General features: G+C 67.1%; 29 protein-coding genes. 12 read left to right on the top strand and 17 right to left on the bottom strand.

Going from position 1 to position 25709, the window contains the following annotated elements:
• Positions 1-156 precede the first annotated feature (156 nt).
• From rpsD to murI, 5 genes are all read right to left on the bottom strand, one after another.
• Positions 157-774 carry a 30S ribosomal protein S4 gene (gene rpsD / locus ACQR1Y_RS03380; protein WP_315782312.1) on the bottom strand — a complete coding sequence of 206 codons (618 nt, stop codon included), beginning with the start codon at positions 772-774 and terminating at the stop codon, positions 157-159.
• 216 nt (positions 775-990) lie between these two features.
• Positions 991-1815 (bottom strand): acyltransferase, encoded by an 825-nt coding sequence (locus ACQR1Y_RS03375; protein ID WP_434875424.1) that lies wholly within the window; start codon positions 1813-1815, stop codon positions 991-993.
• A 129-nt stretch (positions 1816-1944) separates the two neighbouring features.
• Complete coding sequence (locus tag ACQR1Y_RS03370) at positions 1945-2331, bottom strand: cupin domain-containing protein (protein ID WP_035643542.1); 387 nt, start codon at positions 2329-2331, stop codon at positions 1945-1947.
• A 60-nt stretch (positions 2332-2391) separates the two neighbouring features.
• A complete protein-coding gene (locus ACQR1Y_RS03365) occupies positions 2392-3165 on the bottom strand; it encodes an HpcH/HpaI aldolase family protein (protein ID WP_434875425.1) in 774 nt (257 codons plus the stop codon).
• A gap of 12 nt (positions 3166-3177) precedes the next feature.
• Positions 3178-3975: a glutamate racemase gene (gene murI / locus ACQR1Y_RS03360; protein ID WP_434875426.1), complete on the bottom strand. Its 798-nt coding sequence runs from the start codon at positions 3973-3975 to the stop codon at positions 3178-3180.
• Between the two features lie 880 nt (positions 3976-4855).
• Between murI and ACQR1Y_RS03355 the strand changes: the two genes are divergently transcribed.
• The 6 genes from ACQR1Y_RS03355 (at position 4856) to ACQR1Y_RS03330 (ending at position 7787) form a co-directional block, all read left to right on the top strand.
• Positions 4856-5185, top strand: coding sequence for an ArsR/SmtB family transcription factor (locus tag ACQR1Y_RS03355; RefSeq protein WP_434858459.1), 330 nt, complete (start codon positions 4856-4858; stop codon positions 5183-5185).
• Positions 5182-5661 (top strand): SRPBCC family protein, encoded by a 480-nt coding sequence (locus ACQR1Y_RS03350; protein WP_434875427.1) that lies wholly within the window; start codon positions 5182-5184, stop codon positions 5659-5661. The genes ACQR1Y_RS03355 and ACQR1Y_RS03350 overlap by 4 nt, the downstream gene beginning before the upstream one ends.
• 17 nt (positions 5662-5678) lie before the next feature.
• Entirely contained in the window at positions 5679-6092 is a 414-nt protein-coding gene (locus tag ACQR1Y_RS03345) for a GFA family protein (protein WP_434875428.1), read from the top strand.
• A 143-nt stretch (positions 6093-6235) separates the two neighbouring features.
• On the top strand, positions 6236-6652 hold the full coding sequence (locus ACQR1Y_RS03340) for a thiol-disulfide oxidoreductase DCC family protein (RefSeq protein WP_434875429.1): 417 nt from the start codon (positions 6236-6238) through the stop codon (positions 6650-6652).
• Positions 6653-6689: 37 nt separating this feature from the next.
• Positions 6690-6962, top strand: coding sequence for a hypothetical protein (locus tag ACQR1Y_RS03335; RefSeq protein WP_434875430.1), 273 nt, complete (start codon positions 6690-6692; stop codon positions 6960-6962).
• Positions 6963-7265: 303 nt separating this feature from the next.
• Positions 7266-7787 (top strand): helix-turn-helix domain-containing protein, encoded by a 522-nt coding sequence (locus ACQR1Y_RS03330; protein WP_434875431.1) that lies wholly within the window; start codon positions 7266-7268, stop codon positions 7785-7787.
• Positions 7788-7831: 44 nt separating this feature from the next.
• Here the strand turns inward: ACQR1Y_RS03330 and ACQR1Y_RS03325 are convergent, their stop codons facing one another.
• Positions 7832-8047, bottom strand: a complete 216-nt coding sequence (locus ACQR1Y_RS03325; protein ID WP_434858465.1) for a hypothetical protein — start codon at positions 8045-8047, stop codon at positions 7832-7834.
• A 171-nt stretch (positions 8048-8218) separates the two neighbouring features.
• Complete coding sequence (locus ACQR1Y_RS03320; RefSeq protein ID WP_434875432.1) at positions 8219-8854, bottom strand: hypothetical protein; 636 nt, start codon at positions 8852-8854, stop codon at positions 8219-8221.
• Between the two features lie 327 nt (positions 8855-9181).
• Here ACQR1Y_RS03320 and ACQR1Y_RS03315 point away from each other — a divergent pair, with 327 nt between their 5' ends.
• Genes ACQR1Y_RS03315 through ACQR1Y_RS03305 form a run of 3 tightly spaced genes read left to right on the top strand, consistent with a single transcriptional unit; the run spans position 9182 to position 13403 of the window.
• Positions 9182-9841: an ABC transporter ATP-binding protein gene (locus ACQR1Y_RS03315; RefSeq protein ID WP_315787428.1), complete on the top strand. Its 660-nt coding sequence runs from the start codon at positions 9182-9184 to the stop codon at positions 9839-9841.
• Complete coding sequence (locus ACQR1Y_RS03310) at positions 9835-12201, top strand: ABC transporter permease (protein WP_434875433.1); 2367 nt, start codon at positions 9835-9837, stop codon at positions 12199-12201. Before ACQR1Y_RS03315 ends, ACQR1Y_RS03310 begins: the two co-directional genes overlap by 7 nt.
• A 2-nt stretch (positions 12202-12203) precedes the next feature.
• The gene (locus tag ACQR1Y_RS03305) at positions 12204-13403 is read left to right on the top strand and encodes an efflux RND transporter periplasmic adaptor subunit (RefSeq protein ID WP_434875614.1); all 1200 of its coding nucleotides are present in this window, start codon (positions 12204-12206) and stop codon (positions 13401-13403) included.
• A gap of 20 nt (positions 13404-13423) precedes the next feature.
• On the opposite strand, the gene ACQR1Y_RS03300 is transcribed toward ACQR1Y_RS03305, so the two are convergent.
• The 4 genes from ACQR1Y_RS03300 to ACQR1Y_RS03285 form a co-directional block, all read right to left on the bottom strand.
• Entirely contained in the window at positions 13424-14527 is a 1104-nt protein-coding gene (locus ACQR1Y_RS03300) for a D-alanine--D-alanine ligase family protein (RefSeq protein WP_434875434.1), read from the bottom strand.
• Between the two features lie 88 nt (positions 14528-14615).
• Positions 14616-15188: a thermonuclease family protein gene (locus ACQR1Y_RS03295; protein WP_434858780.1), complete on the bottom strand. Its 573-nt coding sequence runs from the start codon at positions 15186-15188 to the stop codon at positions 14616-14618.
• A 169-nt stretch (positions 15189-15357) separates the two neighbouring features.
• Entirely contained in the window at positions 15358-15540 is a 183-nt protein-coding gene (locus ACQR1Y_RS03290; protein WP_434858469.1) for a hypothetical protein, read from the bottom strand.
• 140 nt (positions 15541-15680) lie between these two features.
• Positions 15681-16094: a hypothetical protein gene (locus tag ACQR1Y_RS03285; RefSeq protein ID WP_009028865.1), complete on the bottom strand. Its 414-nt coding sequence runs from the start codon at positions 16092-16094 to the stop codon at positions 15681-15683.
• 367 nt (positions 16095-16461) lie between these two features.
• Here ACQR1Y_RS03285 and ACQR1Y_RS03280 point away from each other — a divergent pair, with 367 nt between their 5' ends.
• The 3 genes from ACQR1Y_RS03280 (at position 16462) to ACQR1Y_RS03270 (ending at position 18802) form a co-directional block, all read left to right on the top strand.
• Positions 16462-17391, top strand: coding sequence for a sensor histidine kinase (locus ACQR1Y_RS03280; protein ID WP_434875435.1), 930 nt, complete (start codon positions 16462-16464; stop codon positions 17389-17391).
• A gap of 133 nt (positions 17392-17524) precedes the next feature.
• Entirely contained in the window at positions 17525-17659 is a 135-nt protein-coding gene (locus tag ACQR1Y_RS03275; protein WP_434875436.1) for a hypothetical protein, read from the top strand.
• A gap of 129 nt (positions 17660-17788) precedes the next feature.
• Complete coding sequence (locus ACQR1Y_RS03270) at positions 17789-18802, top strand: zinc-dependent alcohol dehydrogenase family protein (protein ID WP_434875437.1); 1014 nt, start codon at positions 17789-17791, stop codon at positions 18800-18802.
• Here ACQR1Y_RS03270 and ACQR1Y_RS03265 read toward each other — a convergent pair.
• From ACQR1Y_RS03265 to ACQR1Y_RS03240, 6 genes are all read right to left on the bottom strand, one after another.
• On the bottom strand, positions 18799-19692 hold the full coding sequence (locus ACQR1Y_RS03265; protein ID WP_434875438.1) for a DMT family transporter: 894 nt from the start codon (positions 19690-19692) through the stop codon (positions 18799-18801). The two genes, ACQR1Y_RS03270 and ACQR1Y_RS03265, sit on opposite strands and share 4 nt — an antisense overlap.
• Before the next feature lie 359 nt (positions 19693-20051).
• On the bottom strand, positions 20052-21224 hold the full coding sequence (locus ACQR1Y_RS03260) for a M20 aminoacylase family protein (RefSeq protein WP_434858473.1): 1173 nt from the start codon (positions 21222-21224) through the stop codon (positions 20052-20054).
• 201 nt (positions 21225-21425) lie between these two features.
• Positions 21426-21638 carry an MJ0042-type zinc finger domain-containing protein gene (locus ACQR1Y_RS03255; protein WP_434858474.1) on the bottom strand — a complete coding sequence of 71 codons (213 nt, stop codon included), beginning with the start codon at positions 21636-21638 and terminating at the stop codon, positions 21426-21428.
• Between the two features lie 86 nt (positions 21639-21724).
• On the bottom strand, positions 21725-23455 hold the full coding sequence (locus tag ACQR1Y_RS03250) for a CHAD domain-containing protein (RefSeq protein WP_434875439.1): 1731 nt from the start codon (positions 23453-23455) through the stop codon (positions 21725-21727).
• Between the two features lie 236 nt (positions 23456-23691).
• Positions 23692-24642 carry an exopolysaccharide biosynthesis protein gene (locus ACQR1Y_RS03245; RefSeq protein WP_434875440.1) on the bottom strand — a complete coding sequence of 317 codons (951 nt, stop codon included), beginning with the start codon at positions 24640-24642 and terminating at the stop codon, positions 23692-23694.
• 13 nt (positions 24643-24655) lie between these two features.
• Positions 24656-25645, bottom strand: coding sequence for a TerC family protein (locus ACQR1Y_RS03240; RefSeq protein WP_434858477.1), 990 nt, complete (start codon positions 25643-25645; stop codon positions 24656-24658).
• Between the last annotated feature and the right edge of the window lie 64 nt (positions 25646-25709).

Genomic DNA, 25709 nt, shown 5'->3' with positions numbered 1-25709 from the left:
CAGCCCCAGGTGAGGCGATTCGGTGGCAAGTGTGGCATTCGGGAATCGGTTCGCCTGATCCGAAAACCCAAAACAGAAGTCCAAAAAAACAAAGGCCCCGGCGCGTGCCAGGGCCTTCGGATTATCAGATGTGGGCGGAGCGGCGCTCCGTCAAGATCAGCGCGAGTAGAACTCGACGATCAGATGCGGCTCCATCTGCACCGCGAACGGCACGTCCGACAGCGCCGGGATGCGGATGAACTTCGCGGTCATCTTGGAGTGATCGGCCTCGATGTAGTCGGGCACGTCGCGCTCGGCGAGCTGGCTGGCTTCCAGCACCACGGCAAGCTGCTTCGAGGCTTCCTTGACCTCGATCACGTCGCCCGGCTTGACCTGGTAGCTCGCGATGTTGACCTTGCGGCCGTTCACCTTGATGTGGCCGTGGTTGATGAACTGGCGCGCGGCGAACATCGTCGAGACGAACTTGGCGCGGAACACCACGGTGTCGAGACGGCGCTCGAGAATGCCGATCAGGTTCTCGCCGGTGTCGCCCTTGAGACGGCCGGCCTCGACATAGATGCCGTGGAACTGACGCTCGGAGATGTTGGCGTAATAGCCCTTCAGCTTCTGCTTGGCGCGCAGCTGCACGCCGAAGTCGGAGAGCTTGCCCTTGCGGCGCTGGCCATGCTGACCGGGGCCGTATTCGCGGCGGTTGACGGGGCTCTTCGGGCGGCCCCAGATGTTCTGGCCCATGCGGCGATCGATCTTGTACTTCGCCTCACTGCGCTTAGTCATCGCGTCCTCTTCAGTCTTTCGTTCGGGTTTGAGGAAACGCGCCCTCCTGTGTGTCCCGGGAACCGGGTCCACCGACAGGCCCATCCCCAAAGCATGAAGGGAGAAGGCCACGGGTCGCGAAACGCAACGCGGGCCGAAAGCGGCCCGCGAGCAGGGCGGTTCTTAAGGGAGAAACCGCTGACTTGTCAAACCTCAACCGCCGATTTGGCCGGGAAATCACCCCTGGGGTCCCCCGATGGCGGTGATTTTCGGCCGTTTCGGCTCGCACGCCCGGCCGGTCTCCGCCAAATCCGACCCGGCTGACGGTAAAGCCCTCAGTTCGGCCGCGATCTCCCCGTTCAGCACCTGTTCAAGCCGGATCGCGGTCCTCGCGATCATGGCGCCATCGGTCACCCGGTGATCCCAGCGGATCAGGAGGCGCACGGTCTGGTCGGGCCGGACGACGTCGTAGTTGATGATGAACGGCCCCGGGCTGAGCGCCAGCAACTGGCCGCCGCCGCAGGCGGCGACGCTGGTCACCGAAAAATTGCCGAACCAGTTCGCCCGCTGCCGCCCGAAGCTGAGGCCGACCCACCAGGCGAAGCGGCGCAGCGGGAGCGGTAACCGGGTCGCCCGCATGATCTTGCGGAACATCGGGACGTCGCCGACCGGGGCCTCCTTGCCCTGCCGGATCACCGCGTCGACCTCGGCCAAGGTCATGGTCTCCGGCCCGGACACGCGCTGCGGCAGCACGCAATCCTCGCCGTTCTCGACTCGGGCGATGGTCACGGTCGCGACGCTGCGCGGCAGCTCGTAGAAGCAGGGCCACGGCCATTTGACGTAGAGCGAGCGCAGCACCGGCTCGTCGCGGGCGACGAGCGCGAACGCCTTCACGAACAGGGCGGCGAAGCCGGGCGGGCGATCGGCCGCGGCACGAGCGTCGAGCAGCGGACCGAGCTGGAGCGTGCGCTCCAGCGACACGAACGGCACGTCGCGCGAGGCGTGCATCAGATCGATGATCAGACGGCGGTGCAGCGAAATCGGCCTGGTCTGTCCGCGCATCTGGAATCGGTACTCCCATTCATTGGTGTCGATGGCCGTCTGATGCAGCCGTTATCGGGCAGACCCGGACCGCTCCGCCGGCGGCCCTGTTACCCCGGGCCGCGGCGCGGTGAAAGCCTCGTCTTGCCGTCAGGGCGCCGGCGACGCCAGCGGCTTGGTTTTGTCGACCACGTAGACGCCGAGCACCTTCAGACCCTTGTCGCCGTGAACCTTGGCGTCGTGAACGACCCCGGCCGGGATCTGGAACGAATCGCCAGGTTTCAGGTGCCGGTCGGGCTGGCCCTCGACGATGAGCTCGGCCTCGCCTTCCAGGATGTAGGCGGTCTCAACACCGGGGTGGGTATGCCGGCCCGCGGCGCCGCCGGCCGGAACCTCGGCGAGTGCCTGCACGATGGTATGGCCGTCCGGAAAATCGATCTTGTTCAGCAGGGTCCGCTTGATCGCCGGCTGCTGCGCCAGCGCGGCGCCGAGTCCCAGCACGGCCAGCGACAAGCCGAAAATCGTCTTCTTCATCATGGTCTTCTCCCCCAATGTTGTTTTTCGTTCAAAACCTGAAGTCCGGGCATCCGCGCGGACTCAGCGCCTGATCCCTTCGAAACTCGCGGCAATGCCGCGCTGGAACAAGGACCAGTCGAAGCCGAGCGCGAGCGCGAGGTAGCCGCGTTCGATCATCGCATTGGCCTGTTCGGCCGAGCGCGCCGCGCCGCCGATCGGCACGCCTGACTTGAGGATGCCGGCCTCGGCGCGCGCGATGAGCGATTTGACTTCGGGATCATCGAGTTGTCCGCGCTTGTTGATCGAGGTGGCCAAGTCGCCCGGGCCGATCACGGCGATGTCGATGCCGGGCGTGGCCATGATCTCGTCGATGCGCTCGACCGCCTCGACATGCTCGATCGTGACCATGCAGATCATGTCGTCGTCGGCGGTCGCCATGTACTCGTCCATCGACACGTTCCAATGGAACGGCGCGTGAAACGGGCCCCAGAGACGGTCGCCGCGCGGCGGATAGCGCACGCTGCGCACCGCCTTCTCGGCATCGCTGCGGCTCGAGATCATCGGGAAGTTGATACCGAGCGCGCCGAGATCCATCGGCGCCTTCGCCAGATGCGGCTCGTTGGCGGCGATGCGCACCAGCGGCACGCAGGGCGTGCCCGCCGTGGCCGTGATCATCGCATGCGCGGTGGAGAGGTCGATCGGCCCGTGCTCGAGGTCGACGATGATAAAGTCGAGCGACTGCGCCATGATGCGCACGGTCTGGATGCTCGGAATGGTGGCGATGGCGCCGAAGGTCGGCTGCTTGTCGCGCCAGGCCTGCTTGAGGCGGTTGAGCGGTTTGGGCGTTGCTGACATCGGACGTCTCCGTCAGGCCGGCACGCGGCCGCCGAAAAACGGCGTGAGTGCGCGGCTGAGTTGATGCGGCTTGTTCGAGGTGAAGATCATCGCGGCGCCGCCGTGATCGACGCGGTCTGACTGCGGGCCGAGCAGGTCGACGACGCGGCGCGCGATCGCCGGCGCCGGATCGATCCAGGCGACCGGCCACGGCGCGAGCCTTTGCAGCCGGTCGAGCAGCAGCGGATAATGCGTGCAGGCGAGCGCGACGGTGTCGGTGCGAGCGCTCGCGTCATCGGCGTCGCCGATGAAGCAGGGCGCGATCTCGGCCGCGATGGCGGCGTCGCTGACGCTGGTTCCGCTCAGCGCGGCCTCCGCCAGCGAGGCCAGCTCCGGCGAGCCGACCAGCGTCACCGCGCAGCCCTGCGCGAAGTCGCGAATGAGCGCGTGGGTGTATTCACGCTGCACGGTGGCCTTGGTGCCGAGCACGGAGACGCGCCTGGTCCTCGATTGCGCGCAGGCCGGCTTGATCGCCGGCACGGTGCCGACGAACGGCGTCGCGTAGGCGGCGCGCAGCGGCGCCAGCGTCTGCACCGAGGCGGTGTTGCAGGCGATCACGATCAGATCCGGCCGATGCGCGGCGATGAGGTCGCCCATCAGCGGCACCACGCGCGCGATCAGCGCCGGCTCGCTGTGATGGCCGTAGGGGAAGAAGGCATCGTCGGCGACATAGACGTAATGCGCGTCGGGCCGCGCCCGCACCACCTCGCGCAACACGCTGAGGCCGCCGAGGCCGGAGTCGAACACGAGAATCGTCGGGCGGGTTGTCACGTCGCGAGTGTACCGGATCGGGGAGGGCGGTTCAGTCGGTTTTTCTGCAGGCGGTGGCGGGAGTAGGGCGTCTCGGTGTGTTCCGGTGGCGGAGGTGAAGGTTCAAACCTGCCAATGGGAGCCACTGCCGTTGCCACACATTCAGTGTCATCCCGGCGAACGCCGGGATCCATAACCACCGGCGGATATTGGTGCAAAGGCTGGCAGCTCCAGCGTGCCTCATACAACCGCCGCGGAGTCTGGGTCCCGGGTCGGCGCCGCGCCGCCGCTGTCGCGTCGTCGCAGCTTGCCCGGGACGACGACGGAGTGTGTCGACACGGCATTTCATCCTCGCACCCGCTGTCGCGTCCGAGTGTTGTCATCTCATCGCCCTCTCGAAGATGAGGGCGCGGGGAAGGCCGGGTGCCGGTCGCACCCATGGCCCGCCTGCAACAAAAAAAGCAGGCGGCAGTCACCACAGGTACGGGCCGGATCATCCGGCCTTCCCCGCGCGATGGCGCTACGGCTTATACGTGCTCTCCTCGGGGACCGGCTTTTGACCCCGTCGCCTTGCGCGCTCGTCCAGACTTTGCGGCGCAGACTTGGTCTCGGCACCGGGAGACCAGGACCACACGATTTCGCCGTGCGCATCGGATCGTTCGTCGGCATGATCGCTCACGCTGCAACCCGACACGCCCACCGCATCCCGCACTCCACGCTCGTGACGATCGCGAAACGCCCCTCAAGTGAGACGGGATGCTGGACCATAGCACAGCATTCGGGAAAACGGAAGAAGAAAATTCGGATTTTCGGTGTGTCGAGCCCGGCGGTCACCGCGCGGTTCCGAGAGCCGAAAGGATTAGTGTTGACTAATTCATTAGCCATAGCTATTGTTTTTTGCATGCTCCAACCCGAATCCATCACCACCGTCATGCGCGCCTTGGCCGACCCGACCCGCCGGGCGGTGTTCGAGCGCATCGTTGATGCCGACGAGATCACCGTAGTCGAGCTGACCCGCGGCAGCAGCGTCACGCAGGGGGCGATCTCGCAGCATCTGAAAGCCCTGAAGCAGGCCGGCCTGGTCTGCGAGCGACCCGAGGGGCGCAAGGTCTACTACCGTGCCGAGCCGCGCGGCCTCGCGCCGCTGGCCGACTGGATGAGCCATTACGGCGCCTTCTGGCGCGACCGCTTCGCCGATCTGAGGAAACTGCTGAAGGACATCGACCCATGAACCAAAACGTGAAGCCGGACACCCAGGCCATCGTGGTGGAGGAGATCTTCCCGCACGCGCCGGAGGTCGTCTGGAAGGTGCTGACCAATGGCGAACTGATCGGCCGCTGGCTGATGGCGCCCACGGGGTTCGAGGCCAAGGTAGGAACGTGCTTCACCTTCCAGACCACGCCGGCCGGCGAATGGGACGGCACCATTCATTGCGAGGTGCTGGAGGTCGTGCCGAACGAGCGGCTGTCCTACGCGTGGAAGGGCGGCCATGCCGGCAATGTCGGCTACGGCGCGCCGCTGGCGACCGTGGTCACCTTCACCCTTGCCAGAGCCGACAACGGCACGCGCCTGCGCCTCGTGCATTCCGGCTTCGTGCTGCCGGCCAACGAGACCGCGTATCGCAAGATGGGCGAGGGCTGGAAGACGGTGGTCAAGAAGCTCAATCAGCTCGTCACGGACGAGACATCGCTGCAGCGGCCGCATTGAAGCAACGGAGAGCTCACATGAAAAACGTCTATGCCGGCGGCTGTGCCTGCGGCGCTGTGCGCTACGAAATCAAGGGTAAGCCTGTGGTGATGCTGGACTGCCAGTGCCGGCAATGCCAGCGCGACAGCGGCACCGGGCATCAGTCGCACCTCACCTTCGTCGCGGCGGAGGTGAAGGTCGACGGCGAGGTGTCGCACTGGGAAACGACCGGCGACGGCGGCACCGTGAAGCGCCGCGCCTTCTGTCCGACCTGCGGCTCGTCGATGCACCTGACGTTTCCGGCGATGCCCGATGTCTTCATCGTGACGCCGGCAAGCCTGGATGATCCCGGCCGCTACCGGCCGCAACTGGTGTCCTGGACCGCGGCTGGATACGCCTGGGATCACCTCGATCCGGCGCTGCCGAAATTCGAGAAGATGCCGCCGCGGTGATGCGATGGCGCTGCGGTAAGAGGTCTGGATGTCACCTCAGTTCCATGAGGACATCGTTTACCGAAATAGCCGAGCCACAGACCCAAAACGCGCGCGCGGACGTTTAAGCTCCAGGACCGTTAGTCGGTGTCTTGGAGATCCGCATGGCGCAAGAGCCTGCACAATCGACCGTCTACTTCGACGGCTCCTGTCCGCTGTGCCGGGCGGAGATCGGCTATTACAGCCGCACGGATCAGGCGGGCGCGCTGTGTTTCGTCGACGTCTCCAAGGCCGGCGCCGCGACTCCGGAGGGCCTGACTCAAGGGCAGGCGATGGCGCGGTTCCACGTGCGCGCAGCCGACGGGCGGCTGCTGTCGGGCGCGGCGGCCTTCGTCGAGGTCTGGCGCCGCCTGCCACGCTGGCGCTGGGCGGCGCGCGTGGCATCGCTGCCGGGCGTGCTCACTGTCCTGGAGTTGGGCTACCGGCTGTTTCTTCCCGCACGGCCGTTCATCTCTCGCGGTGTCGGGCATATCATGCGCCGCAAAGCTCCGGCTGAAGGGCCGCAACGCGGCGGAGCCTGACGCAGCGTCCGGCTGACCAACAAACCCGGGTGGTGCGATGTCGCAATTCCTGAACTGGTTCTTCCGCAACCGCGCCACCGGCGAGATCACGATTGCCCAGATGCCGAACCCGGCGCTGTGGATCGTGCTGGTGGGAAGCGTGGTCGGCTGGGTGTGGCACCCGCAAGGGCGAATAGGCGACAATCTCGATTGCTTGGTCAAAGCCAGTCTGGTCGTCTGGGCGGTCGACGAGATCGCGCGCGGCGCCAATCCCTGGCGGCGCTGCCTGGGTGCGGCCGTGCTGATCTATGTCGTTGCGAGCACGGCTTGAGGCGTCCTTGTGCTGGCCACGGCGTGGGATGGTATCATTGTCACTCCGCAGTCTCCTTGAAATCCCTACGCGATCCGCGTATGCTAGATCCCAAAGACGTCATCGTGGAAGTCACCAATGTCGACCAAGACGTCATGTTGGTCGAGCTTCGCACGCCCGTGGGAACTGTATCGATCCTTGGCAGCGTCACGCTGGAGGGACCTGTTCTGCATATCCGTCGGGCTCACATCGACGGATTATCACCGGGAGCGCTCGGCCGTCGCGGCTTGAATGCGATCGGTCGCAAACTGCTGGATGAGGCCGATGCCGACCAAGTTGTCATTGAAGGAGGCACTCGCACGACAGGCCTCTTCAAAGGCCGGAGACCGCGGATCATCCGGTTTCCCCGCCCACCGGATTCTCCTGGAGGCGACTGATCTGTCTCGTCCGGTCGAACTGGCGAAAACGCTGGTTCGTTACGGACTGAGTCTGAAGCGCGCCCATGGTGCCATCGACCGGCTGGCGTCAGGAGAACGGGTTGCCGTCGAGGTCAAGGTCGACGACGTCGAGCAGATGATCAGCGGGCTTACCTCATTTGGCTTGAACTGCTCGGTCGCTCGCATCGGAGCTGTCGATGTTAAACAGATACGCGAGCGGCAGCAGTTGTCACAGACGGAGTTCTCTCTGCTGTACGGGCTCGACGAGCGCACGCTGCAGAATTGGGAGCAGCACCGCAATGAACCCGATGCACCTGCGCGCATATTGCTTAAGCTGATCGAGACGCATCCCGAGCTCGTGGTGGATGCCGTCTACGATCAGATGAAGACCGGCGGCGACCCTGCCTGAGGAAGGTCGACGTTGCATGGCAAGGCCTGGCCGCGCCCAGCGCGTCAGTCCTCGTCGTGCTCGGCTTCGTCGAGCTCCTCCAGCTCCTCGCTGGCGTGGTCGATCACGTCGATGGCCTGCTGGACCTCGATGAGGCTCTTCACCGCAGTTTCCGTTTCGCCCTTCTTGTAGCCGGCCGCAACGGCCTTGGCCAAATTCAGGCGCAGTTCGACCAGCACGTTGCGCGCGGTCAGGTAAACGTCGAGGTCGTTGTCGGCCATGGTGCTCCTCATCTAGGCTGTCCGTCCGATTGGTAGCCGCAGCGTATGGCGGGCATGTGTCGGATCGGGCGTGCATCGGCTGATCGCCGTGGTGTCGCGGACCCCTGAGGCGGGGCGGCCAGCCTTGGGGGGACGGCGCCATGGCGAGCCGGGTGCGCGGCGAGGGCAGCTTCACTGAAGCTGCTCGCGTGTCGGCCAGGGCGGCGCGGTCCATAAGGTCTTCCAAGCTCCGTCTCCGCAATTGTCGAGGCGGTAGTCGACCCTGATCAGCGGCAGCTCCCTGGCATCAGGCGCGATCTTGTAGATGTGCCGGACTGCTCCCGTACACATGTCGTTTCCTCCGGTGGCCTCGAACACCTGGTCGTCCTTGTTCCAGGTGACGAAGCCGGCATTGTCGGCTGCCACGAAGCCGCGCTCCGGAGCCATCTTTGCGAGCTGTAGCAAGCGGGGGCGCCGGCTGTTCTGAAGGTCGAAGATCTCGTGCCATGTGATCGCGATCCCGGAGCAGGGCACGAGCACGAACCGCCTTTTCTCGACGAATAGGAAGCGGACGGGCAACGTCTCGAGATTTTCCTTGTATCGGCAGTAGGTCTGCTCGATCGCCCGCACGAGCTGCTTCGGCAGGAGGTCCGGATCGTGAATTTCGAATTCGCTTTGTCCCTTGAAGTCGATGCCGTCGAACTCGCTGTTCTCGATTTTCCTGATGTGTGAGGCTTCGTCGTCGCTCCGCGCGGGCACGGCGACCGCCGCGACCAGACAGAGCGCGATCAGCAACGCCCGAAAGATGGAGAGGCGGTGTCCGTTCACTGGTATCCTCACCATGATCGAGATTATTCAGGCACATCCGTGACCCTGGGGCAACGACGTCGCTGGCCGGATATAGGCGCTCAGCGCTGCGACGCCAGTTCCCTGACTGCGCATGCCGTGCCGGGTGCGGGTGATGCCGCGCGCTTGACCTGCATCAACTGACACGGGCGGCTGCTGACCGATGGTTGGGACGCGGGACGCTTGCCGCCACGGAAGCACAGCTTGACGAGTCCGACCGCAATCGATGATCCGAATGCTGCCGCGCCTCCGGAGCCACCGGGCGCCGCGCCGGTGTTTCGCGCACGCAAGCTCTCCAAGACCTATCGCATGGGCGAGGTCGAGGTGCATGCGTTGCGTGACGTCGATCTCGACATCTACGAGGGCGAGTTCGTGGTGCTGCTCGGCCCCTCCGGCTCCGGCAAGTCCACCTTGCTGAACATCCTGGGCGGGCTCGACAGTCCGACGTCTGGCGATGCGCAGTGGCGCGATCATCAGCTGGTCGGCGCCGATGACGCCGAGCTCACGCGCTACCGGCGCGAGCATGTCGGCTTCGTGTTCCAGTTCTACAATCTGATCCCGAGCCTGACGGTGCTCGAGAACGTCCAGCTAGTCACCGAGATCGCCGAGAGGCCGCTCGATCCGCTGGAGGTGTTGAAGCTCGTCGGCCTCGAGAAGCGGATCGACCACTTTCCCTCGCAACTGTCCGGCGGCGAGCAGCAGCGGGTCGCGGTGGCCCGCGCCATCGTCAAGGCGCCCGATGTGCTCTTGTGCGACGAGCCGACCGGCGCGCTCGACTACGAGACCGGCAAGGTCGTGCTGGCCGCGATCGCGCGCGCCAATCAACGGCTCGGCACCACCACCATCGTCATCACCCACAATGCGGCGATCGCCGGCATGGCCGACCGCGTGCTGCGGCTCGGCGGTGGCCGCATCGTCGGCGAGACGCGCAATCCGCGGCGGCTCTCGGCCGAGGAGGTGACGTGGTGAGCCTGCTCAACCGCAAGCTCTGGCGCGACGTCGGCGCCATGCGCGGGCAGGTGATCACGATCGCGCTGCTGGTGGCCGCGGGGGTCGCAGTGTTCGTCGGCTCGATCTCGACCTATCAATCGCTGCGCGACGGCTGCGAGCAGTTCTATGCGCAGGCGCAGTTTCCGCAGGTCTTCGTCACCTTGAAGCGCGCGCCGCTGACGCTGGTCCCGCGGCTCAACGCCATCGACGGGACCATGGCGGTCGAGCCGCGCATCGTGCGCGAGGTCATCGTCGACGCGCCGGCCGCGTCGCAGCCGGTGTCGGCGCGCCTCGTCTCGCTCAGCCGCGCCGGCGACGAGCCGTTGGCCCGGCTGCATCTGCGCCGCGGCACGGCGCCAGCGCCGGGTGATGCGCGCAGCGCCGCCGTCAACGAGGCCTTTGCCGAGGCTAACGGGGTGAAGCCGGGTGACGAAATCCGCGTGCTGCTCAACGGCCGGCTGCAGGCGTTCCGGGTCTCCGGCATCGCGCTGTCCTCGGAATATGTCTACGCCGTGCGGCCGGGATTGCCGATCCCGGACGATCGCCTCTACGCTATCCTGTGGGTCGACCGCAGCGCGGCCGAGGCCGCCTTCGACATGAAGGGCGCGTTCAACGACGCGGCTGTCGCGCTGGCGCCGGGGGCCGATGCGCAATCCGTCATCGAGGAACTCGACCGGCTGCTCGAGCCGTACGGCTCGATCGGCGCGATCGCGCGGCGCGACCAGCCGTCGAACCGGTTTCTCGAGGATGAGCTCAACCAGCAGAAGGTGATGTCGATCACCATCCCCATCATCTTCTTCGGCGTCGCCGCCTTCCTGCTCAACAGCGCGCTCGGGCGGCTGGTCGCGGCGCAGCGCGAGCAGATCGCGGCGCTGAAGGCGCTGGGGTTTCCGACCCCGGCGCTGACGCTGCACTATCTCGCGCTGATGCTGGTGATCGTGCTGATCGGCTCGCTGCTCGGCATCGCCGGCGGCTTTGGCTTCGGACAGGCGATGATCGCGAGCTATCACGGCTTCTTCCGCCTGCCGGAACTGCCGTTCCGGCTTGCGCCCTGGGCGATCCTCGCGGGCATCGCGATCAGCGCCGCGGCCGGCTCGCTGGGCGTGATCACGGCGCTGCGGGCCGTCGTTGGCCTCGCGCCGGCGGAGGCGATGCGGCCGGCGATGCCGCTGGGCTTCCGCCGCTCCTGGATCGAGCTGATGATGCCCGGCGGCGCGCGGCACGCGCGGCGGATGATGATGCTGCGCAACGTTGCAGGACGGCCATTCCGCTCGCTGTTCACCGTCGTCGGTATCGCCTTCGCGGTACCGATGATGGTGCTCGGGATCTTCTGGCGCGATGCGATCGGCGAGATGATCGAGCTCCAGTTCAATCTCGTCGAGCGCGGCAACGCCACGATCACCTTTCCGCATCCCGTGGATCGTGGCGTATTGCGCGATCTGGCGCGGCAGCCGGGCGTGCTCCTGGCCGAGGGCCAGCGTATCGTGCCGGTGCGGTTGCGCGCCGGCCACCGCAGCTACTTGACCTCGGTGATCGGCCTCGCGGCGACGGACGAATTGCGCCGGCCGCATGATGCCGCGCGCCATCCGATCGTGGCGGCGCCCGACGGCATCACCTTGACGCGGCGGCTTGCCGAGCGGCTGGCGCTGGGCGCCGGCGACCTCGTCACCGTCGAGGCGATGGAGGGCCGGCGGCGGCGGCGCGACGTCCCGGTCAGCGCCATCGTCGACGAGGCGATCGGGATGGCGTCCTACATGGACATCGACACGCTCAACCGCTTCACCGGCGAAGGCACGGTGATCTCGGCCGCCAGCCTGCATGTCGACCCGGCGGCGCTGGCCGCCCTCGGCACGCGGTTCAAGAGCCTGCCGATGATCGAATCCGTCTCGATGAAGGCCTATGCCGTCTCATCCTTCATCGACAAGATCGCGGGCCTCGTGTTCGTCACAGCGGGCATCCTCACCGGCTTCGCTGCGATCATCACCGTCGGCGTGGTCTACAACAGCGCCCGCATCAGCCTGCAGGAGCGGGCGTGGGAGCTCGCCAGCCTGCGCGTGCTCGGCTTCAGCCGCGGCGAGGTCGCGGGCATCCTGTTTAGTGAATTCGCGCTCGAGGTCGCGGTCGGGATTCCGCTGGGCCTGTTGCTGTCACGCGGCATCATCGCGCTGATCGCGCGGCTGCATTCCAGCGAGAGTTTTCAGATCCCCGGCGTGATCGCGCCGCGCACCTATCTGATCGCGACCGCAGTCGTGTTGGCCAGCGCCGCGATCAGCGCCATCATCGTCCGCAGGCGGGTCGACCGACTCGATCTGGTTGCTGCTCTCAAGACCAGGGAATGAGCATGCGTCCCGTGTTGCGCCGTCTCGTCATCGTGTCAGCGGGTCTCGCGGTTGCCGCGGTCGTCGCCTGGATGGTGATGCCGAGCCCCGTGCCGGTGGAGACGGCCACGGTGACGAAAGGACGCTTCGTTGCGACCGTGGAGGACGACGGCAAGACGCGCGTGCGCCAGCGCTATGTCGTGGCCGCGCCGCTCTCCGGCCGTCTCGGACGCATCCGCTTCAAGGCAGGCGACCAGGTTAGGGCCGACGAATTGGTCGCCACCATCATGCCGGCGCCGGCGCCGCTGCTCGATCCGCGCGCGCGCCGCGAGGTGGAGGAGCGGCTCGGCGCGGCCGAAGCGAACGTCGAGCGCGCGAAAGCGGTGGTGGCGCGGGCGCAGGCGCAGAGCGCGCAGGCGAGCGCCGATCTGGCGCGCACCACAGCGTTGGCCGCAAGCGGGGCTGCGACGGTGCAAGCCAAGGAGCGCGCCGAGCTCGCGCTGCGGATCGCCGAGCGGGATCTGCGTGCGGCCGAATATGTCGACCATGGCGCCGGGCACGAGCTCGATCAGCTTCGTGCGATGCTGGCGCGCTACGGCAGCAGCACCGATGCCGAAGTGCCGGCCGGCAGCTGGAACGTGACGGCGCCGGTCGGCGGTCTCGTGTTGAAATTGATCCAGGAAAGCGAGACCATGGTGCAGCCTGGATCGCCCCTGCTCGAGCTCGGCGATCCCCACGATCTCGAAGTGGTCGTGGACGTGCTCAGCACCGATGCGGTGGAGATCCGTCCCGGCGCCGACGTCACGATCGATCGCTGGGGCGGGGCGGGCCGCCTGTCGGGCCGGGTTCGCCGCGTCGAGCCGGCGGCCTTCACCAAGATCTCCACGCTTGGTGTCGAGGAGCAGCGCGTCAATGTGCTGATCGACATCGTCTCGCCGGCCGAGCAATGGCAGCGGCTCGGCGACGCCTATCAACTCGATGCGCAGATCGTCGTCTTCACCCAGGACGATGCGACCATCGTGCCGACCGGCGCGCTGTTCAGGCGCGGCGACGACTGGTCGGTGTTCGTGCTGAAGGACGGGCGTACCGAGCTGCGAAAATTGCGGATCATCCGCCGTTCCGGCCGCTTCGCGGCCGTGGCCGAGGGCGTCGCCGTCGGCGATATCGTGATCATCTATCCCAGTGACCGCGTCGCTGACGGCGTCAAGGTCGCACCGCGCTGACACGCTGCGCCCAGGGAGCCTCAGCGCTGCGACGCCAGCTCCCGCAGCCGCGCGTGCCGCGCCAGAGCATGCGCGATCAGGCTGTCCATCAGCGCGGGCTGGGGCAGGCCGGTGGCTTCCCACATCTTCGGGTACATGCTGATGTTGGTGAAGCCGGGCAGGGTGTTCACCTCGTTGACGTAGACCTCCTCGCCGCGGACGAAGAAATCGACGCGCGCCAGGCTCTCGCAGCAGAGCGCGTTGAACACCTCGACCGCCATCTGGCGGAGGCGCGCGGCGAGCGCCGGCTCGACCTGCGCCGGGACGTGCAGCGAGGCGCCCGAGGCGTCCGTGTATTTCGCCTCATAGGAATAGAACCCGTGGCTGTCCGCCGGCACGATCTCGCCGAGCTCGGAGGCTGAGACCTCGCCATCGGCGCGCTCCAGCACGGCGCATTCGATCTCGCGCACCGGCGCGATGCAGCGCTCGATCAGAATCTTGCGGTCGAAACGCAGCGCGAGCGTGCAGGCGGCGTCGAATTCGGCGGCGTTGCGGGCCTTGGAGATGCCGACGGAGGAGCCGAGATTGGCCGGCTTGACGAACAGCTCGGACGAGCCCACGGCCTGAACGGCGACGTCATAGCTCACCGGGGCCGTGGCGGTCATCGTGACGAACGGCACGATCGGCAGGCCGGCGTCGCGCAAGAGCCGCTTGGCGACGTCCTTGTCCATCGCCACAGCCGACCCCAGCACGCGCCCGCCGACATAGGCGACATCGGCCAGTTCGAGCGCGCCCTGCACGGTGCCGTCCTCGCCGTTCGGGCCGTGCAGCACCGGAAAGATCACATCGAAGGCGAGCTCGCGCGGCGCGGCGGCGCTGCTGTCGACGACGAGCGCGCGGCCCTGGCCGGCGGGCAGCAGCACGATGGCAGGTGCGTCCGCCGGCACAGTCAATGCGGTCGAGGTGGCATCATTGGCCGCGTCGGCGAGCACCCAGCGACCATCGGGCGTGATGCCGATCAGGGTGACGGCGTAGCGGCTCGCATCGAGCGAGCGGAAGATGTTGGCGGCCGATGCCCGGGAGACGTCGTGCTCGGCCGAGCGCCCTCCGAACAGGATCGCCACGCGCGTTTTCGTCTCTGTCATCGTCATCCAGTCCTGGCCTTGCGGTGCGCGACCGTAGCGCGCCGGGCCCGCGCGTGGCAATTCCGGCCGCGTCCTCTCGCGGACGCCGTCAGCGCCTTGGCATCTGACTTGGCACCGGACTTGGCATCTGACTTGGCATCTGATCGTCCGAGCACGTTGAAGTCGTCCCGCCGGCATGCATGCAGCTGCGATAGAGTGGTGGCGCGATGAAGCGGCCGGACCAGATGCCGCGGCTGCCGCGGCGTGCGGCAAGCTGGTCGGGCGCATAGGCGCCGTGAGAATATTGCGGCTCCTCGATGGCGAGCCCGCGCGACACCAGGAATTGGCCGAGATCGGTGCCCCCGGCGGAGCAGCGCGCGACGATGCGGCCGTAGCGGTCGCCTTCGATCGGCGCGCAGCGCACCGTCTTGCCGCGCGTGAAGGCGTCCAGCGTATTGGCGGACAGCGCGCCACAACGGTATGCCTTGCGATCGCGCCCGCGGCAGAGCTGCGCGCTTTCGGGCGCATCGACGCCCCACAGCCGGATGCGTTCGCCATGAATGTCCAGCGTATCGCCATCGACGATGCTGACGCGGCCGACCAGATCGCGCGCGGAGGCTGGAGACGCCGTCGCGAGCAACAGCGCGACGCAGGCGAGGCGGGGGAGACGAGATCGCAAGATGGCATCCGCGGAAAAGAGGTTGTCGTGTCGCCGCAGCGAATCGGACGCTGCGCGCGATCTGACATAGCAGAGCCTATTCGTGCGATTGTGTGGCCGATGGGTCCACAAGGGCCGGCGGGCGACGCGCATGCGCGGTGACGTCTGCGCGGCCGGCAGCGCTCTCGAAAGGTCAGCGCTCGCTCAGATTGGCCGCACGTGCGGCGCGCTCGACCTCGGCCGCCAGCGTGCTCAGATGTTCGGCAAGACGCGCGAACAGCTCGCGCTTGTCGCGATCGGTGGCGAGATCACGGATCAGCGCGCATTCGGCCGCATCCGCCCGCAGCTTGTCCGGCTGGGTGATCAACTCTGACATGTTTCGCTTCCCTGCCGCGCCGGCAAGATTTCGAAACGACGAGGGCTCCGCATTGTTCCGGGTCTCTCGAAAAATTTGCTCATCGCCAGATTCGAATACCTCTGCGCACGATCGGTCGTTGCGCGGTCGGATGCGCATCTCTATCGCTCGCCGGGCCACCATGTCGACGCCGGATGCGCGGCCGAGATCTTGGTCTCGCGCAACGCCACCAGCGCGCTGCGCTTGTAGGGGCGGCCGGTTCGCCGCGAGCAATCCTGGCAGCGCATGTAGCGTTCGAGCTCGTGGATCGGCGTGGTCTTGGCGCGCCTGATGATGTCGAGCGCGACGGTCTGGTTGGTGTCGCAGCCCAGGCAGCGCACTTCGAGATAGTAGTAGCCGGCATTGAGCGCATCGCCGAGCAGCGGCGACGGTTGCGCCGGTCCCTTGTAGCCGAGCATGCGCTTGTTCCAGGCGTCGCAGGCGAGGCGATCGGCCTGCTTGCGCGCACGCGCGGCCTGCTCCTGCGCGATGCGGATGCCGGCCCCATAAAGTCTCTCGCGCGATTTCGTCGTCATGGCGCGCCATGATCGGCTCTGCGGCGCTCAGCTTCAAGCCGCTAGAATTAGCGCGGCAGGCGCTGCCGGCTACAAGCTCTCAGGCGCGGAGCGTTCTGATACCGTCTGCGCCCACGCCATTTCGAATCGCGGTGCCCTGCGCACGAGGGCGGCCAGGCGGCGCGCGTAACAGGTCGTCATCAGCACCACGTTCCGCTCGCGACTGAGATCGTGACGCGGCCATCCGGTTCCCACCGCATCGCCAACTCCATGGCGCGCCTAAACGCAGAGCACTGAGAAAGGTTCCAAAAATTTTGGCTTCTCCCGGCAGTTCCTGCAGCTTGTTCCCATCAGCGTGCGGCGATAGACCTTGCGCTCGGGGTCAATCGTGCGCGCGGGTCGGAGTTTTTCAGATTGGATCGTTCGGAGCAGACCGTGGTCGGCGACCGCGTTCCTGCTCACCACGCTGGCCGTCGCGATGGCGACCGGCGGGCGTATCGCGCTCGATGCCGCCGGCGCCACACTGCCTTACGCGACGTTCTATCCGGCAGTGGTGTTCGCGGCCCTGTTCGGCGGAATTCCTGCCGGCGTCTTTGCTGCATGGCTCTCCGCGACAGTCGTCCTCGTCGGATTCACCGACCGGCCCGATCATACCGAGGCCGTCAATCTCATCGGCTTTCTGAGCACGGCGGCGCTGGTGATCTGGCTTTCGCATCTGTGCCGCCGCGCGCTCGCGGAGCTGAAGCACAGCGAGCAGTCGCGCGAGCTGCTGCTCGGCGAACTCCGACACCGCGTCAACAATCAGCTCGCGGTGTTCCAGGCCATCGTCCGCTCGAGCTTGTCGGGGGAGGATCGCGCCAAGGGCGAGGCGATCGCGATGCGGCTCGACGCGGTGGCGCGCGCCAACACGCTGGCCTGGTCGGATCACCGCCGCATGAGCCTGCGCATGCTGATCGAGGCCGAGCTGCAGCCCTATCGCGAGTCCGGCGTGGTGACGGTGGACGGGCAGGATGTCCCGCTGGGCGGCGAGGCGGCGCGCAACCTCGCGCTGGTGCTTCATGAGCTCGCGACCAACGCCGTCAAATACGGCGCGCTGCGCGGCGAGGGCGGGCGGCTCGAGGTACAGCTCGCACAGGACGGCGGCCGCAGCACCGTGACCTGGCGCGAGCTGTGTCCGCACCCGATCGCGCCGCCGCCGGGCGAGGGGTTCGGCACGCGCATGATCCGCGCGAGCCTTGCGGCGATCGGCGGCAGCATCGAGCAGGATTTCCGCGAGGAGGGCCTGCTCTGCCGCATCCGCTTCGAGCCGGCGGTGTGATGCCGCAGAGCGAGGCCGTGAGGGCTGAGTTCCTCGTGCCGCTGCAGCACCGCGCATCCGTCACGCCCGGACATGGGTCCCATGCGAAACGGGCGCTCGGCTGTCGCGTATGTATCAGATGGATCGACGCGACATGATGCTGCTGGCCGGGCTGCTGCTGATCACGATCATCATCACCTGGTTCGGCACCGAGTATGTCATCAGCCATGTCGTCATCCCCCTGGTCGATGGCGACAGGCCGACGGCGCCCGACATGCCGTCGCCCTAGCATCCGCGCGAGAGGCCTTGTTTGTCCGCGGCGCGGAACGAGGCCCGGCTTGATCGCGCGCCGGAAACCCTCCACCATTGCTGCATGACGCGCGAGGCAACGGCGCGCACACGGGCAGGGAGAGACGCGATGAAATGCTGGGAGCTGCAGGGGCCGGGCGGGATCGATGCGCTGGCGCTGGTGGACAAGCCGGTCCCGCAGCCGGGCCGCGGCGAGGTGCTGGTGCGGCTGACGGCTGCGAGCATCAACTATCGCGACCTCCTCACCGTGCGCGGCGGCTACGGCTCGCGGCAGAAATTTCCGCTGGTGCCGCTGTCGGACGGCGCCGGAATCGTCGAGGCGGCGGGCGAGGGCGTCGCGGCCTTCACGGCGGGCGATCGCGTCATCGGCAGCTTCTTCGAGAGCTGGACCGGAGGCGAGCCGAGCGAGACCAAGATGCGCGCGGCGCTTGGCGGCGCCGTCGACGGCACGCTGACGGAATATCGCATCTTTCCCGCGCACGCGCTGGTTAAGACGCCGGCCCATCTCAGCGACATCGAAGCCGCGTGCCTGCCTTGCGCGGGCGTCACCGCCTGGAGCGCGGTGATCAAGCTCGGCGGCATCAGGCCGGGGCAGACGGTGCTGACGCAGGGCACCGGCGGCGTCTCGATCTTCGCGCTCCAGATCGCCAAGATGGCCGGCGCGCGGGTGATTTCGACGTCGTCGAGCGAGGAGAAGATCGAACGGCTCAGGGCGCTCGGCGCCGACGTCACGCTGAACTACAAGACCACGCCGGACTGGGGCAAGAAGGCACGCGAGATCACCGGGCAGGGCGTCGATCTCGTCGTCGAGGTCGGCGGCGTCGGCACGCTCAACGAGTCGATCCGCGCGACGAAGATCGGCGGCACCATCGCCTTCATCGGCGTGCTCGCCGGCGCGCCGGCGTCCGAGCTGCGCCTGCCGTTGATGGTGATGCAGCAGCAGCGGCTGCAGGGCGTCACGGTCGGCTCGGTCGACGATCTGCAGGCGTTCGCGCACGCGCTGGCGCAGCATCAGGCCAGGCCGGTGGTCGATCGCGTGTTTGCCTTCGCCGACGCGCGCGAGGCGTTCCACTACATGTCGAGCGGCGCGCATTTCGGCAAGGTGGCGATCGCGCTGAGCTAGGCCGGTTTGCGCGGCGGCATCGTCATCGCGATCACGCCGATGACGATGCAGCCGAGGCCGATCAGCGCCGTCGGCGCGAGGCGCTCGCCGAGGCCGACCACGGCGATGGCGACGCCGACCGGCACGCGCAGATAGGATTGCGCGGTCGCACCGATCGAGCCAAGCGTCTGCAGCAGGCGGAAATAGATCACCATCGCAGCCGCGGTCGAGACGGTCGCGAGCGCAACCAGCGCCAGCACGGAACGCAGCGACGGCGACAGCGTCCAGGGATGGTCGATGGCGAGTGCGAGCGGCAGCAGGATCGCGGCGCCCGTGAGCAGCGAGCCCGCGGCCGGCAGCATCGGGTCGAGTCCCTTGAAGCCCTTTCCGACGATCGCGGCGCCGGCATAGCAGATGGTGGCGGCGACGATCGCGACCTGCGCCGTCAACTGCTCGCCGAGCCCGCGCAGCGCCTCGACGCCGACGATCAGGCAGGTGCCGGCGAGGCCTGCGCCCACGCCGCCGAGTTTGCGCCAGGTGACCGGCTCGTGCCGCGTGACCAGCACGGTCAGCAGGAAGGTGAAGATCGGCGAGGTCGCGTTCAGGATCGTGGCGAGGCCGGCGTCGACGCTGCGCTCTGCCCAGGCGATCAGCGTGAACGGGACGACGCTGTTGAGGCCGGCCTGCACCGCGAAACGCCGCCAGGTCGCGCCGTCTCGCGGCCAAGTGATACCACGGCTGCGGATGATAGCTCCTAGCAACAGGCCCGCGATCAGCGTGCGCGCGGCGATCAAGGTCAGCGGCGGGATGGTTTCGACGCCGATCTTGATGAAAGTGTAGGATGCGCCCCACAGCGTGGAGAGCAGGAGCAGAAGGGCGAGGTCTCGGATGAGGTCTGTGCGGCTCTGCATTGTGGCTCGCGGGCGGGAGAAGGACACCTTCTCGTAGCCGCTGGCCGGGCTCGACGTTTCGATACGGAGCGAACTGTTCTATTGGTGCTTGAAGCGCGCGCCATTTTGGCCGGTGCGCGGAGCCCCTGGATCGCTTCGCTGGCGCTCGCGATGACGGAGCTCTTGGAGCGTTCGGTGGCCGCCACGACCGTCATGGCGAGCGCAGCGACGCAATACAGACTGTTTGCTCAGGGCTGTGGCCTTAGGGTGGGCAAAGGCGCCGCCGTGCCCACCGTTTTGCGGCGGAGTATGCCGTCTGAGGGTGGGCAAGCTGCCGACTTTCGGCGGCCGCTTTGCCCACCCTCGCTTTCATCGACTGATCAGTTTGCCGGCATGCTCTTCTCGACCAACTTCACCCAATAGGAGGCGCCGGCGCTGAGGATGTTGTCGTTGAAGCGGTAGGCCGGGTGGTGGCACTCGTTGCCCGGGCCCATGCCGATGAAGACGAAGGCGCCGGGGCGGGCTTCGAGCATGAAGGCGAAATCCTCGCCGCCCATCAAGGGAATGGCGCGGTCGTTGACGCGCTCGGAGCCGGCGACCTCGCGGGCGACGTCGGCGGCGAAGGCGGCCTGCGCCGGGTGGTTCATCGTGACCGGATATTTGCGCTCGTAGATCGCTTCCGCCGTGCCGCCATAGGCGCGCGCGGTGGCCTCGGCGACCTCGACGATGCGCTTCTCGACGAGATCGCGGATCTCCGGATCGAGCGTGCGGACGGTGCCGAGCATTTCGACCGTCTCGGGGATCACGTTGAAGGTGGTGCCGCCATGGATCGAGCAGATCGAGATCACAGCCGACTTCAAGGGATCGACGTTGCGGGCGACGATCGACTGCAGCGCGTTGACGATCTGCGAGGCGATCAGGATGCTGTCGACCGCGCGATGCGGGCCGGCGCCGCCATGGCCGCCCTTGCCGGTGACCTTGATATGGATCGCGTCGGCCGAGGCGAGCATCGCGCCGGGCGAAATCTCGAAATGGCCTTCCGGCACGCCCGGCATGTTGTGCATGCCATAGACCTCCTGGATGCCCCAGCGGGTCATCAGGCCGTCATCGACCATCGCCTTGCCACCAGCGCCGCCTTCTTCCGCCGGCTGGAAGATCACGATCGCGGTGCCGTCGAAATTGCGCGTCTCGGCGAGATGTTTCGCCGCGCCCAGCAGCATCGCGGTGTGGCCGTCATGGCCGCAGGCATGCATCAGCCCGGGCGTCTTCGACGCGTAGGGCACGCCCGAGGTTTCCTCGATCGGCAGCGCGTCCATGTCGGCGCGCAGGCCGATGGTCCGGCCCGAGCCCGCGTTGCGGCCGCGGATCACGCCGACCACGCCGGTGCGGCCGATGCCGGTCACGACCTCGTCGCAGCCGAATTCGCGCAGCTTGTCGGCGACGATGCCGGCGGTGCGATGCACCTCGTACAGCAGCTCGGGGTTTTCATGGAAGTCGTGACGCCACGCGGCCATTTCGTCGGAAAGCGCGGCAATGCTGTTGATGATGGGCATGAGAAAAGAACTGCTCGCTGGAGGATTGTCGCCGTCGCGGCAGGCACGGCCGAAACGGCCGCGCGGTCACCGCGCGATCGGGGCCGACTATGGCCCGCGCGAAAAACCCAGGCAAGCAGCCGCCGGCGATGGCGCCATGCGAGGATGCAAGGGCACCGTGGACCGGTCATGCAGGGTGTTCCGGATTTCGGAACGCGCGCGTCAGGCGAAGCAGGGCGGGGTCGGCACGCGCGGATATTTGTGCTCCGGCGCCACGTCGAGACGGAAGGCCCGCAGCTTCGGTTCCTCCCACGCCGCCAACGGCGTTCCGCAGACGCCACAGTCGAAGCGGCCGGCGGCGCCGGCTGCGGATGTGGATTCCGCGATCTCATAGACCGCACGGCAATGGGGGCAGGTCACGCTGGATATCTTCATGAGCTCATCCTGGCATGCATCGCGATCGCACGTCCTTGAACCAGATCAATGCGGGTTTGGATCCCGCGGAACCGCAGGCGACGCGATCACGCCTCCTCGGGCTGCCACGGCGTCGGTGTCTTCGTGAACGCGCGCCAGGCGTCACGGAGCGGCTGTTCGACGCCGGCCATCGCATGCGCGTGCCAGCCGGTGATCGCGGCGGCCGCGATCGCAGCATCCGTCGACGTTGTGCCGAGGCTGTCGATGACGCCGGCGGTCACCGCCATGTCGTTGTAGTGGCCGAGCTCCTCCTGCAGGCCGGCGAGCGACCTGGCGTATCGCCTGGTCGGCTTGCTCGCACCATAGAGCGGCAGCAGGAAGTCGATGCTGTAGCGCAACTTCTTCAGCACCAGGCGCAGCCGGTGGCGGCGCTCGGCCGGCAGCGTCTTGAAATGGCGGCCGCGCTTGAGCACCTTCTGATGCCGCTCCGACAGCACGTGGCCGGCGAAATCGATCGCGGGTCCCGCGAGCCGTCCGAGCACGTCGGGCGAGACGTCGTTGCGCCAGCCCCGTGTCACGATCCAGCCGCCGAGCCCGAGCACGAAGGAGGTGCTGCGGCGTTCGGCCAGCGCGACGCGCAGCTTGCGATAGGCGAGCTCGCGCTGGCGTTCGGCGAGCCCCTGCAGCGTCTCGAAACCGGCGACGGTCGGACAGGCCTCCGCGATGTCCGGCAGCGTCTGCGTCAGGAACACGTCGAGATCGCGCGCGGCCGACAGGTTCTGCGCCAGCCAGCGCGCATCGTCCTCCAGACCTTGCAGTGTCGCCGAGGTGCCGAGCGGCCGCATGAGATGCAGGGCCGCGCGCAGCCGGCGCAGCGCCACGCGCAACTGATGCACGCCTTCAGGATCGCGGCCGTCTTCGGCCGCGGGCATCGCCTGCAGCAGATGATGGAAGCTGCTGCGCAGGATGACGGCGAAGGCTTCGTCGAGCGACACCGCCGGATCGAGGCGCGGTTTGCGCGGCTTCTCGGCGCCCGGGGCCTTGCCCGCCGCGAGATCGAAGCCGCGGGCTGATTTGCTGCGGATCGACGGCCGCACCGTGCCGTGCTCGGCCAGGCGAAGGGCGGTCTCGTAGATCGTGGCCGGGTCGCCGCTCTTCAGCTCCAGCTCGATCTCGCTGACCTCTTCGCTGTCATCGCCGGCTTTGATGATGCCGCTGTCGAATGCAATCTCGAGTACCGCGCCGGGCAGGTCGAGCAGCCGCGCGTGACGATGGACATCGGCCGTGAACACCGCCTGCAGCGGTGCATCCGTCACGGCCGCGCGCAGCTCCTCGGGAAGCAAGGCGGCCGCCAGCGCCGCATCGGGCGCGATCGAGGTCACGCTCGCCTCCCACTCGCCGCGCTTGAGCGGATCGTCGCTGTGCTGCGCCTTCACGGTCTGGACGAAGCGCGTACCGCTCTGGCGCACCCGCAGCGTGAAGCCGTTCTTCCACAACGTGCGCTTCGGCGTGTCGTAGTAGACAGATTTGAGATGCTTGCGCGTGCCCTTGTTGCGCGCATGCGCAACCACGATCGGCGCGTGATGAAAATCGGCGAGCTGATCCGGTGCGACCAGCAGCTTCAGCTCGATCTCTTCGCCTGCATTCGCGGGGTCCGGCAAAGCCGTAGGGGCCGCATCTGCCGGGTTCTCCGCAGCGATCGGCTCCGAACCATCGTGAGACGGACCCGACGTCTCGGCTGCATCAGCCGTGTCGCTGCCTGCGGACGTGCCTGCGCCGGATGCGGCCACCGCACGATCGCTGCTTTGCATCGGCGTCGTTGCGCCTGAATCCGCCATGTGTCGCTTCTGCAAAGGTTTGATGACCGTCATTCACACATAACCGAGCCCATATGAAAGAGACAGCATGAATTGCTCAGCGTGATGACAGAGACGGCGCGCAAAGCTCAGCCGGCAAGTTCATTTTCCATCGTCGCATCAATGGGCAATCCGTCTTGCTGCACAGGATCTGGCTCACGAAAAAATGTCCGGTGCAGGCGGCCGGCACGCCGATGCCGCCCGACGGCATGGGAACTTCAGATCCATCCCGTCAGCATCAGGCGCGTCCCGAGAAAGATCGCGGCCGCCGCGGTGGCGAGGCCCGCCGCTGCGACGAGGTTGCGGCCGCGGCGCGCCAGCGCGCGCGAGCGCTCCCGCGGGTCCTGCGCCGGGTCCATCGGCGCGCGGCGGCGACGGTGGCGAACGGCGTGAACCCACAGGGCCAGCGCAGCAGCGCCGGCCAGGACTGCGAAGACGGTCGCAACGCCGGCCGCAAAACCGAGATCGACCCCAACGCTCTCCAGCATCGCGCGGAGATGCACCGCGAAACGCGCCAGCAAGGTCGCCGCGTAGTCCGCCGCTGCGGCGCCGGTGTACAGCAGCACCGCCGTCCAGACGACGGCGGCCGCCGCGATCAGCAGCGACGTCAGCACCGCCAAGCCGTCGCCGGCCATGAAGCCGATCGAGGCGGCGATCAGCGCCAGCGCCGGCATGACATTGCCCATCGGAATCGGAAGAATGATCGTCACGGCCATCAGCAGCAGCGGCAGCGCCAGCAGCATGCGCGCGCTGCGTCCGGTCAGCCAGACCAAGCGGTCTTCGCGCAGGCCGCGCTCGGCAAATCCGGCCCAGTCGAGCCCGGCGCGGATCACCTTGCGCAGCAGCCGCTGCGGCACCGGTCGCCGCCGCAAGGTCTCCGGCAGCCACAGCCGCTCGGCGCCGAACAGGATCTGCAGCGCGACCAGCGCCACCAAGGTGCCGAACACCATGCCGAACGGTCCCGGCAGCGGGAGCAGCGCCGGGATCGTCAGCAGCAGCAAGGTCAGGCCAAGGCCCTCCGCCTCGAGGCGGTCGAACAGCTCGCCGACCGACGGCTCCTCCGAGCGCACGGTGCGTGCGATCGCGAGCAGCCGCCGGCTGATCGGCCCGTTATGGCGGCGTGGCCCGGACGAGACCTCATCGTTGGATGCGACGTCGTTCATTGCCACGCCATGACCCCGTTCATTTCACACCGCCGCTGGCCTCTTCGACCGCAGGACGGGTCTTCCACAGCGAGTAGGCGATGCCCGCGCCGAGCAGACCGAAGGTGATCCCCAGCGACAGCGCCGGCGGGAATTTCTCCAGTCCGAGCAGGTCGGCCAGGAAGATCTTCGAGCCGATGAAGATCAGCACCGCTGCGAGCGCCAGCTTCAGATACTGGAAGCGATCGACCATCGCGGCAAGCGCGAAGTACAGCGCGCGCAGGCCCAGGATCGCGAAGATGTTCGAGGTGTAGACCACGAACGGGTCGGTCGAGATCGCGAAGATCGCGGGCACGCTGTCGACGGCGAAGATGACGTCGGCAAACTCGATCAGGATCAGCGCCAGGAAGAGGGGCGTCATGAACCAGGTCATCTTGCCGCTGGCATCGGGCTGGCGCACGAAGAAGCGCTCCTCGTGCAACCGGTCGGTAACGTCGAAACGGCGACGCATCCAGGCCAGCGCCGGGTTGGAGCCGACATCATGCGGCTTGTCCTTGAACACCAGCATCTTGATGCCGGTCGCGACCAGGAACAGCGCGAACAGGTAAAGCACCCAGCTCGCCTGCGCGACGATCGCCGCACCCAGGCCGATCATGATCGCGCGCAGCACGATGACACCGACGATGCCCCAGAACAGCACGCGGTGCTGATAGGCGCGCGGGATCGCGAAATAGCTGAAGATCATGGCGATGACGAAGACGTTGTCCATCGCCAAGGCCTTCTCGATCGTGAAGGCGGTCAGATAGGCGGTGCCGGCTTCGCTGCCGAGCTGCCACCATACCCAGGCGCCGAAGACGAGCGCGAGCACGATGTAGACGGCGCTCATCACCAGGCTTTCGCGCACCGAGATTTCGCGCGTCTTGCGGTGGAGCACACCGAGGTCGAAAACGAGAAGGGCAAGCACGATTGCGAGAAAGGCGAGCCACATCCAGACGGGCTTGCCGGCAAACGCGATGAACAGGAATTCCACGACGGGTCCTCTTGTCAGGCCGGTGAGATTGATGTCGTCAGGTCCGACATCGTGAGCGCACCGG

The organism is Bradyrhizobium sp. HKCCYLRH3099, assembly GCF_051167855.1.
In the GTDB taxonomy this organism is placed as follows: Bacteria; Pseudomonadota; Alphaproteobacteria; order Rhizobiales; family Xanthobacteraceae; genus Bradyrhizobium.
The sequence above is the reverse complement of the archived record's forward strand: the minus strand, read 5'-3'. Positions and strand labels throughout refer to the sequence as shown.

What these genes read in the sequence shown, in the direction of transcription:
- ACQR1Y_RS03270 (WP_434875437.1), top strand. Translation starts at nt 17,789, where the DNA reads ATGAAATGCTGGGAGCTGCAGGGGCCGGGCGGGATCGATGCGCTGGCG.
- ACQR1Y_RS03290 (WP_434858469.1), bottom strand. Translation starts at nt 15,540, where the DNA reads ATGTCAGAGTTGATCACCCAGCCGGACAAGCTGCGGGCGGATGCGGCC.
- ACQR1Y_RS03260 (WP_434858473.1), bottom strand. Translation starts at nt 21,224, where the DNA reads ATGCCCATCATCAACAGCATTGCCGCGCTTTCCGACGAAATGGCCGCG.
- ACQR1Y_RS03365 (WP_434875425.1), bottom strand. Translation starts at nt 3,165, where the DNA reads ATGTCAGCAACGCCCAAACCGCTCAACCGCCTCAAGCAGGCCTGGCGC.
- ACQR1Y_RS03335 (WP_434875430.1), top strand. Translation starts at nt 6,690, where the DNA reads ATGTCGCAATTCCTGAACTGGTTCTTCCGCAACCGCGCCACCGGCGAG.
- ACQR1Y_RS03255 (WP_434858474.1), bottom strand. Translation starts at nt 21,638, where the DNA reads ATGAAGATATCCAGCGTGACCTGCCCCCATTGCCGTGCGGTCTATGAG.
- ACQR1Y_RS03325 (WP_434858465.1), bottom strand. Translation starts at nt 8,047, where the DNA reads ATGGCCGACAACGACCTCGACGTTTACCTGACCGCGCGCAACGTGCTG.
- ACQR1Y_RS03285 (WP_009028865.1), bottom strand. Translation starts at nt 16,094, where the DNA reads ATGACGACGAAATCGCGCGAGAGACTTTATGGGGCCGGCATCCGCATC.
- ACQR1Y_RS03350 (WP_434875427.1), top strand. Translation starts at nt 5,182, where the DNA reads ATGAACCAAAACGTGAAGCCGGACACCCAGGCCATCGTGGTGGAGGAG.
- ACQR1Y_RS03370 (WP_035643542.1), bottom strand. Translation starts at nt 2,331, where the DNA reads ATGATGAAGAAGACGATTTTCGGCTTGTCGCTGGCCGTGCTGGGACTC.
- ACQR1Y_RS03275 (WP_434875436.1), top strand. Translation starts at nt 17,525, where the DNA reads ATGATGCTGCTGGCCGGGCTGCTGCTGATCACGATCATCATCACCTGG.
- ACQR1Y_RS03300 (WP_434875434.1), bottom strand. Translation starts at nt 14,527, where the DNA reads ATGACAGAGACGAAAACGCGCGTGGCGATCCTGTTCGGAGGGCGCTCG.
- ACQR1Y_RS03355 (WP_434858459.1), top strand. Translation starts at nt 4,856, where the DNA reads ATGCTCCAACCCGAATCCATCACCACCGTCATGCGCGCCTTGGCCGAC.
- ACQR1Y_RS03330 (WP_434875431.1), top strand. Translation starts at nt 7,266, where the DNA reads ATGCCGACCAAGTTGTCATTGAAGGAGGCACTCGCACGACAGGCCTCT.
- ACQR1Y_RS03340 (WP_434875429.1), top strand. Translation starts at nt 6,236, where the DNA reads ATGGCGCAAGAGCCTGCACAATCGACCGTCTACTTCGACGGCTCCTGT.
- ACQR1Y_RS03375 (WP_434875424.1), bottom strand. Translation starts at nt 1,815, where the DNA reads ATGCGCGGACAGACCAGGCCGATTTCGCTGCACCGCCGTCTGATCATC.
- ACQR1Y_RS03250 (WP_434875439.1), bottom strand. Translation starts at nt 23,455, where the DNA reads ATGGCGGATTCAGGCGCAACGACGCCGATGCAAAGCAGCGATCGTGCG.
- ACQR1Y_RS03305 (WP_434875614.1), top strand. Translation starts at nt 12,204, where the DNA reads ATGCGTCCCGTGTTGCGCCGTCTCGTCATCGTGTCAGCGGGTCTCGCG.
- ACQR1Y_RS03315 (WP_315787428.1), top strand. Translation starts at nt 9,182, where the DNA reads ATGGGCGAGGTCGAGGTGCATGCGTTGCGTGACGTCGATCTCGACATC.
- ACQR1Y_RS03345 (WP_434875428.1), top strand. Translation starts at nt 5,679, where the DNA reads ATGAAAAACGTCTATGCCGGCGGCTGTGCCTGCGGCGCTGTGCGCTAC.
- rpsD (WP_315782312.1), bottom strand. Translation starts at nt 774, where the DNA reads ATGACTAAGCGCAGTGAGGCGAAGTACAAGATCGATCGCCGCATGGGC.
- ACQR1Y_RS03265 (WP_434875438.1), bottom strand. Translation starts at nt 19,692, where the DNA reads ATGCAGAGCCGCACAGACCTCATCCGAGACCTCGCCCTTCTGCTCCTG.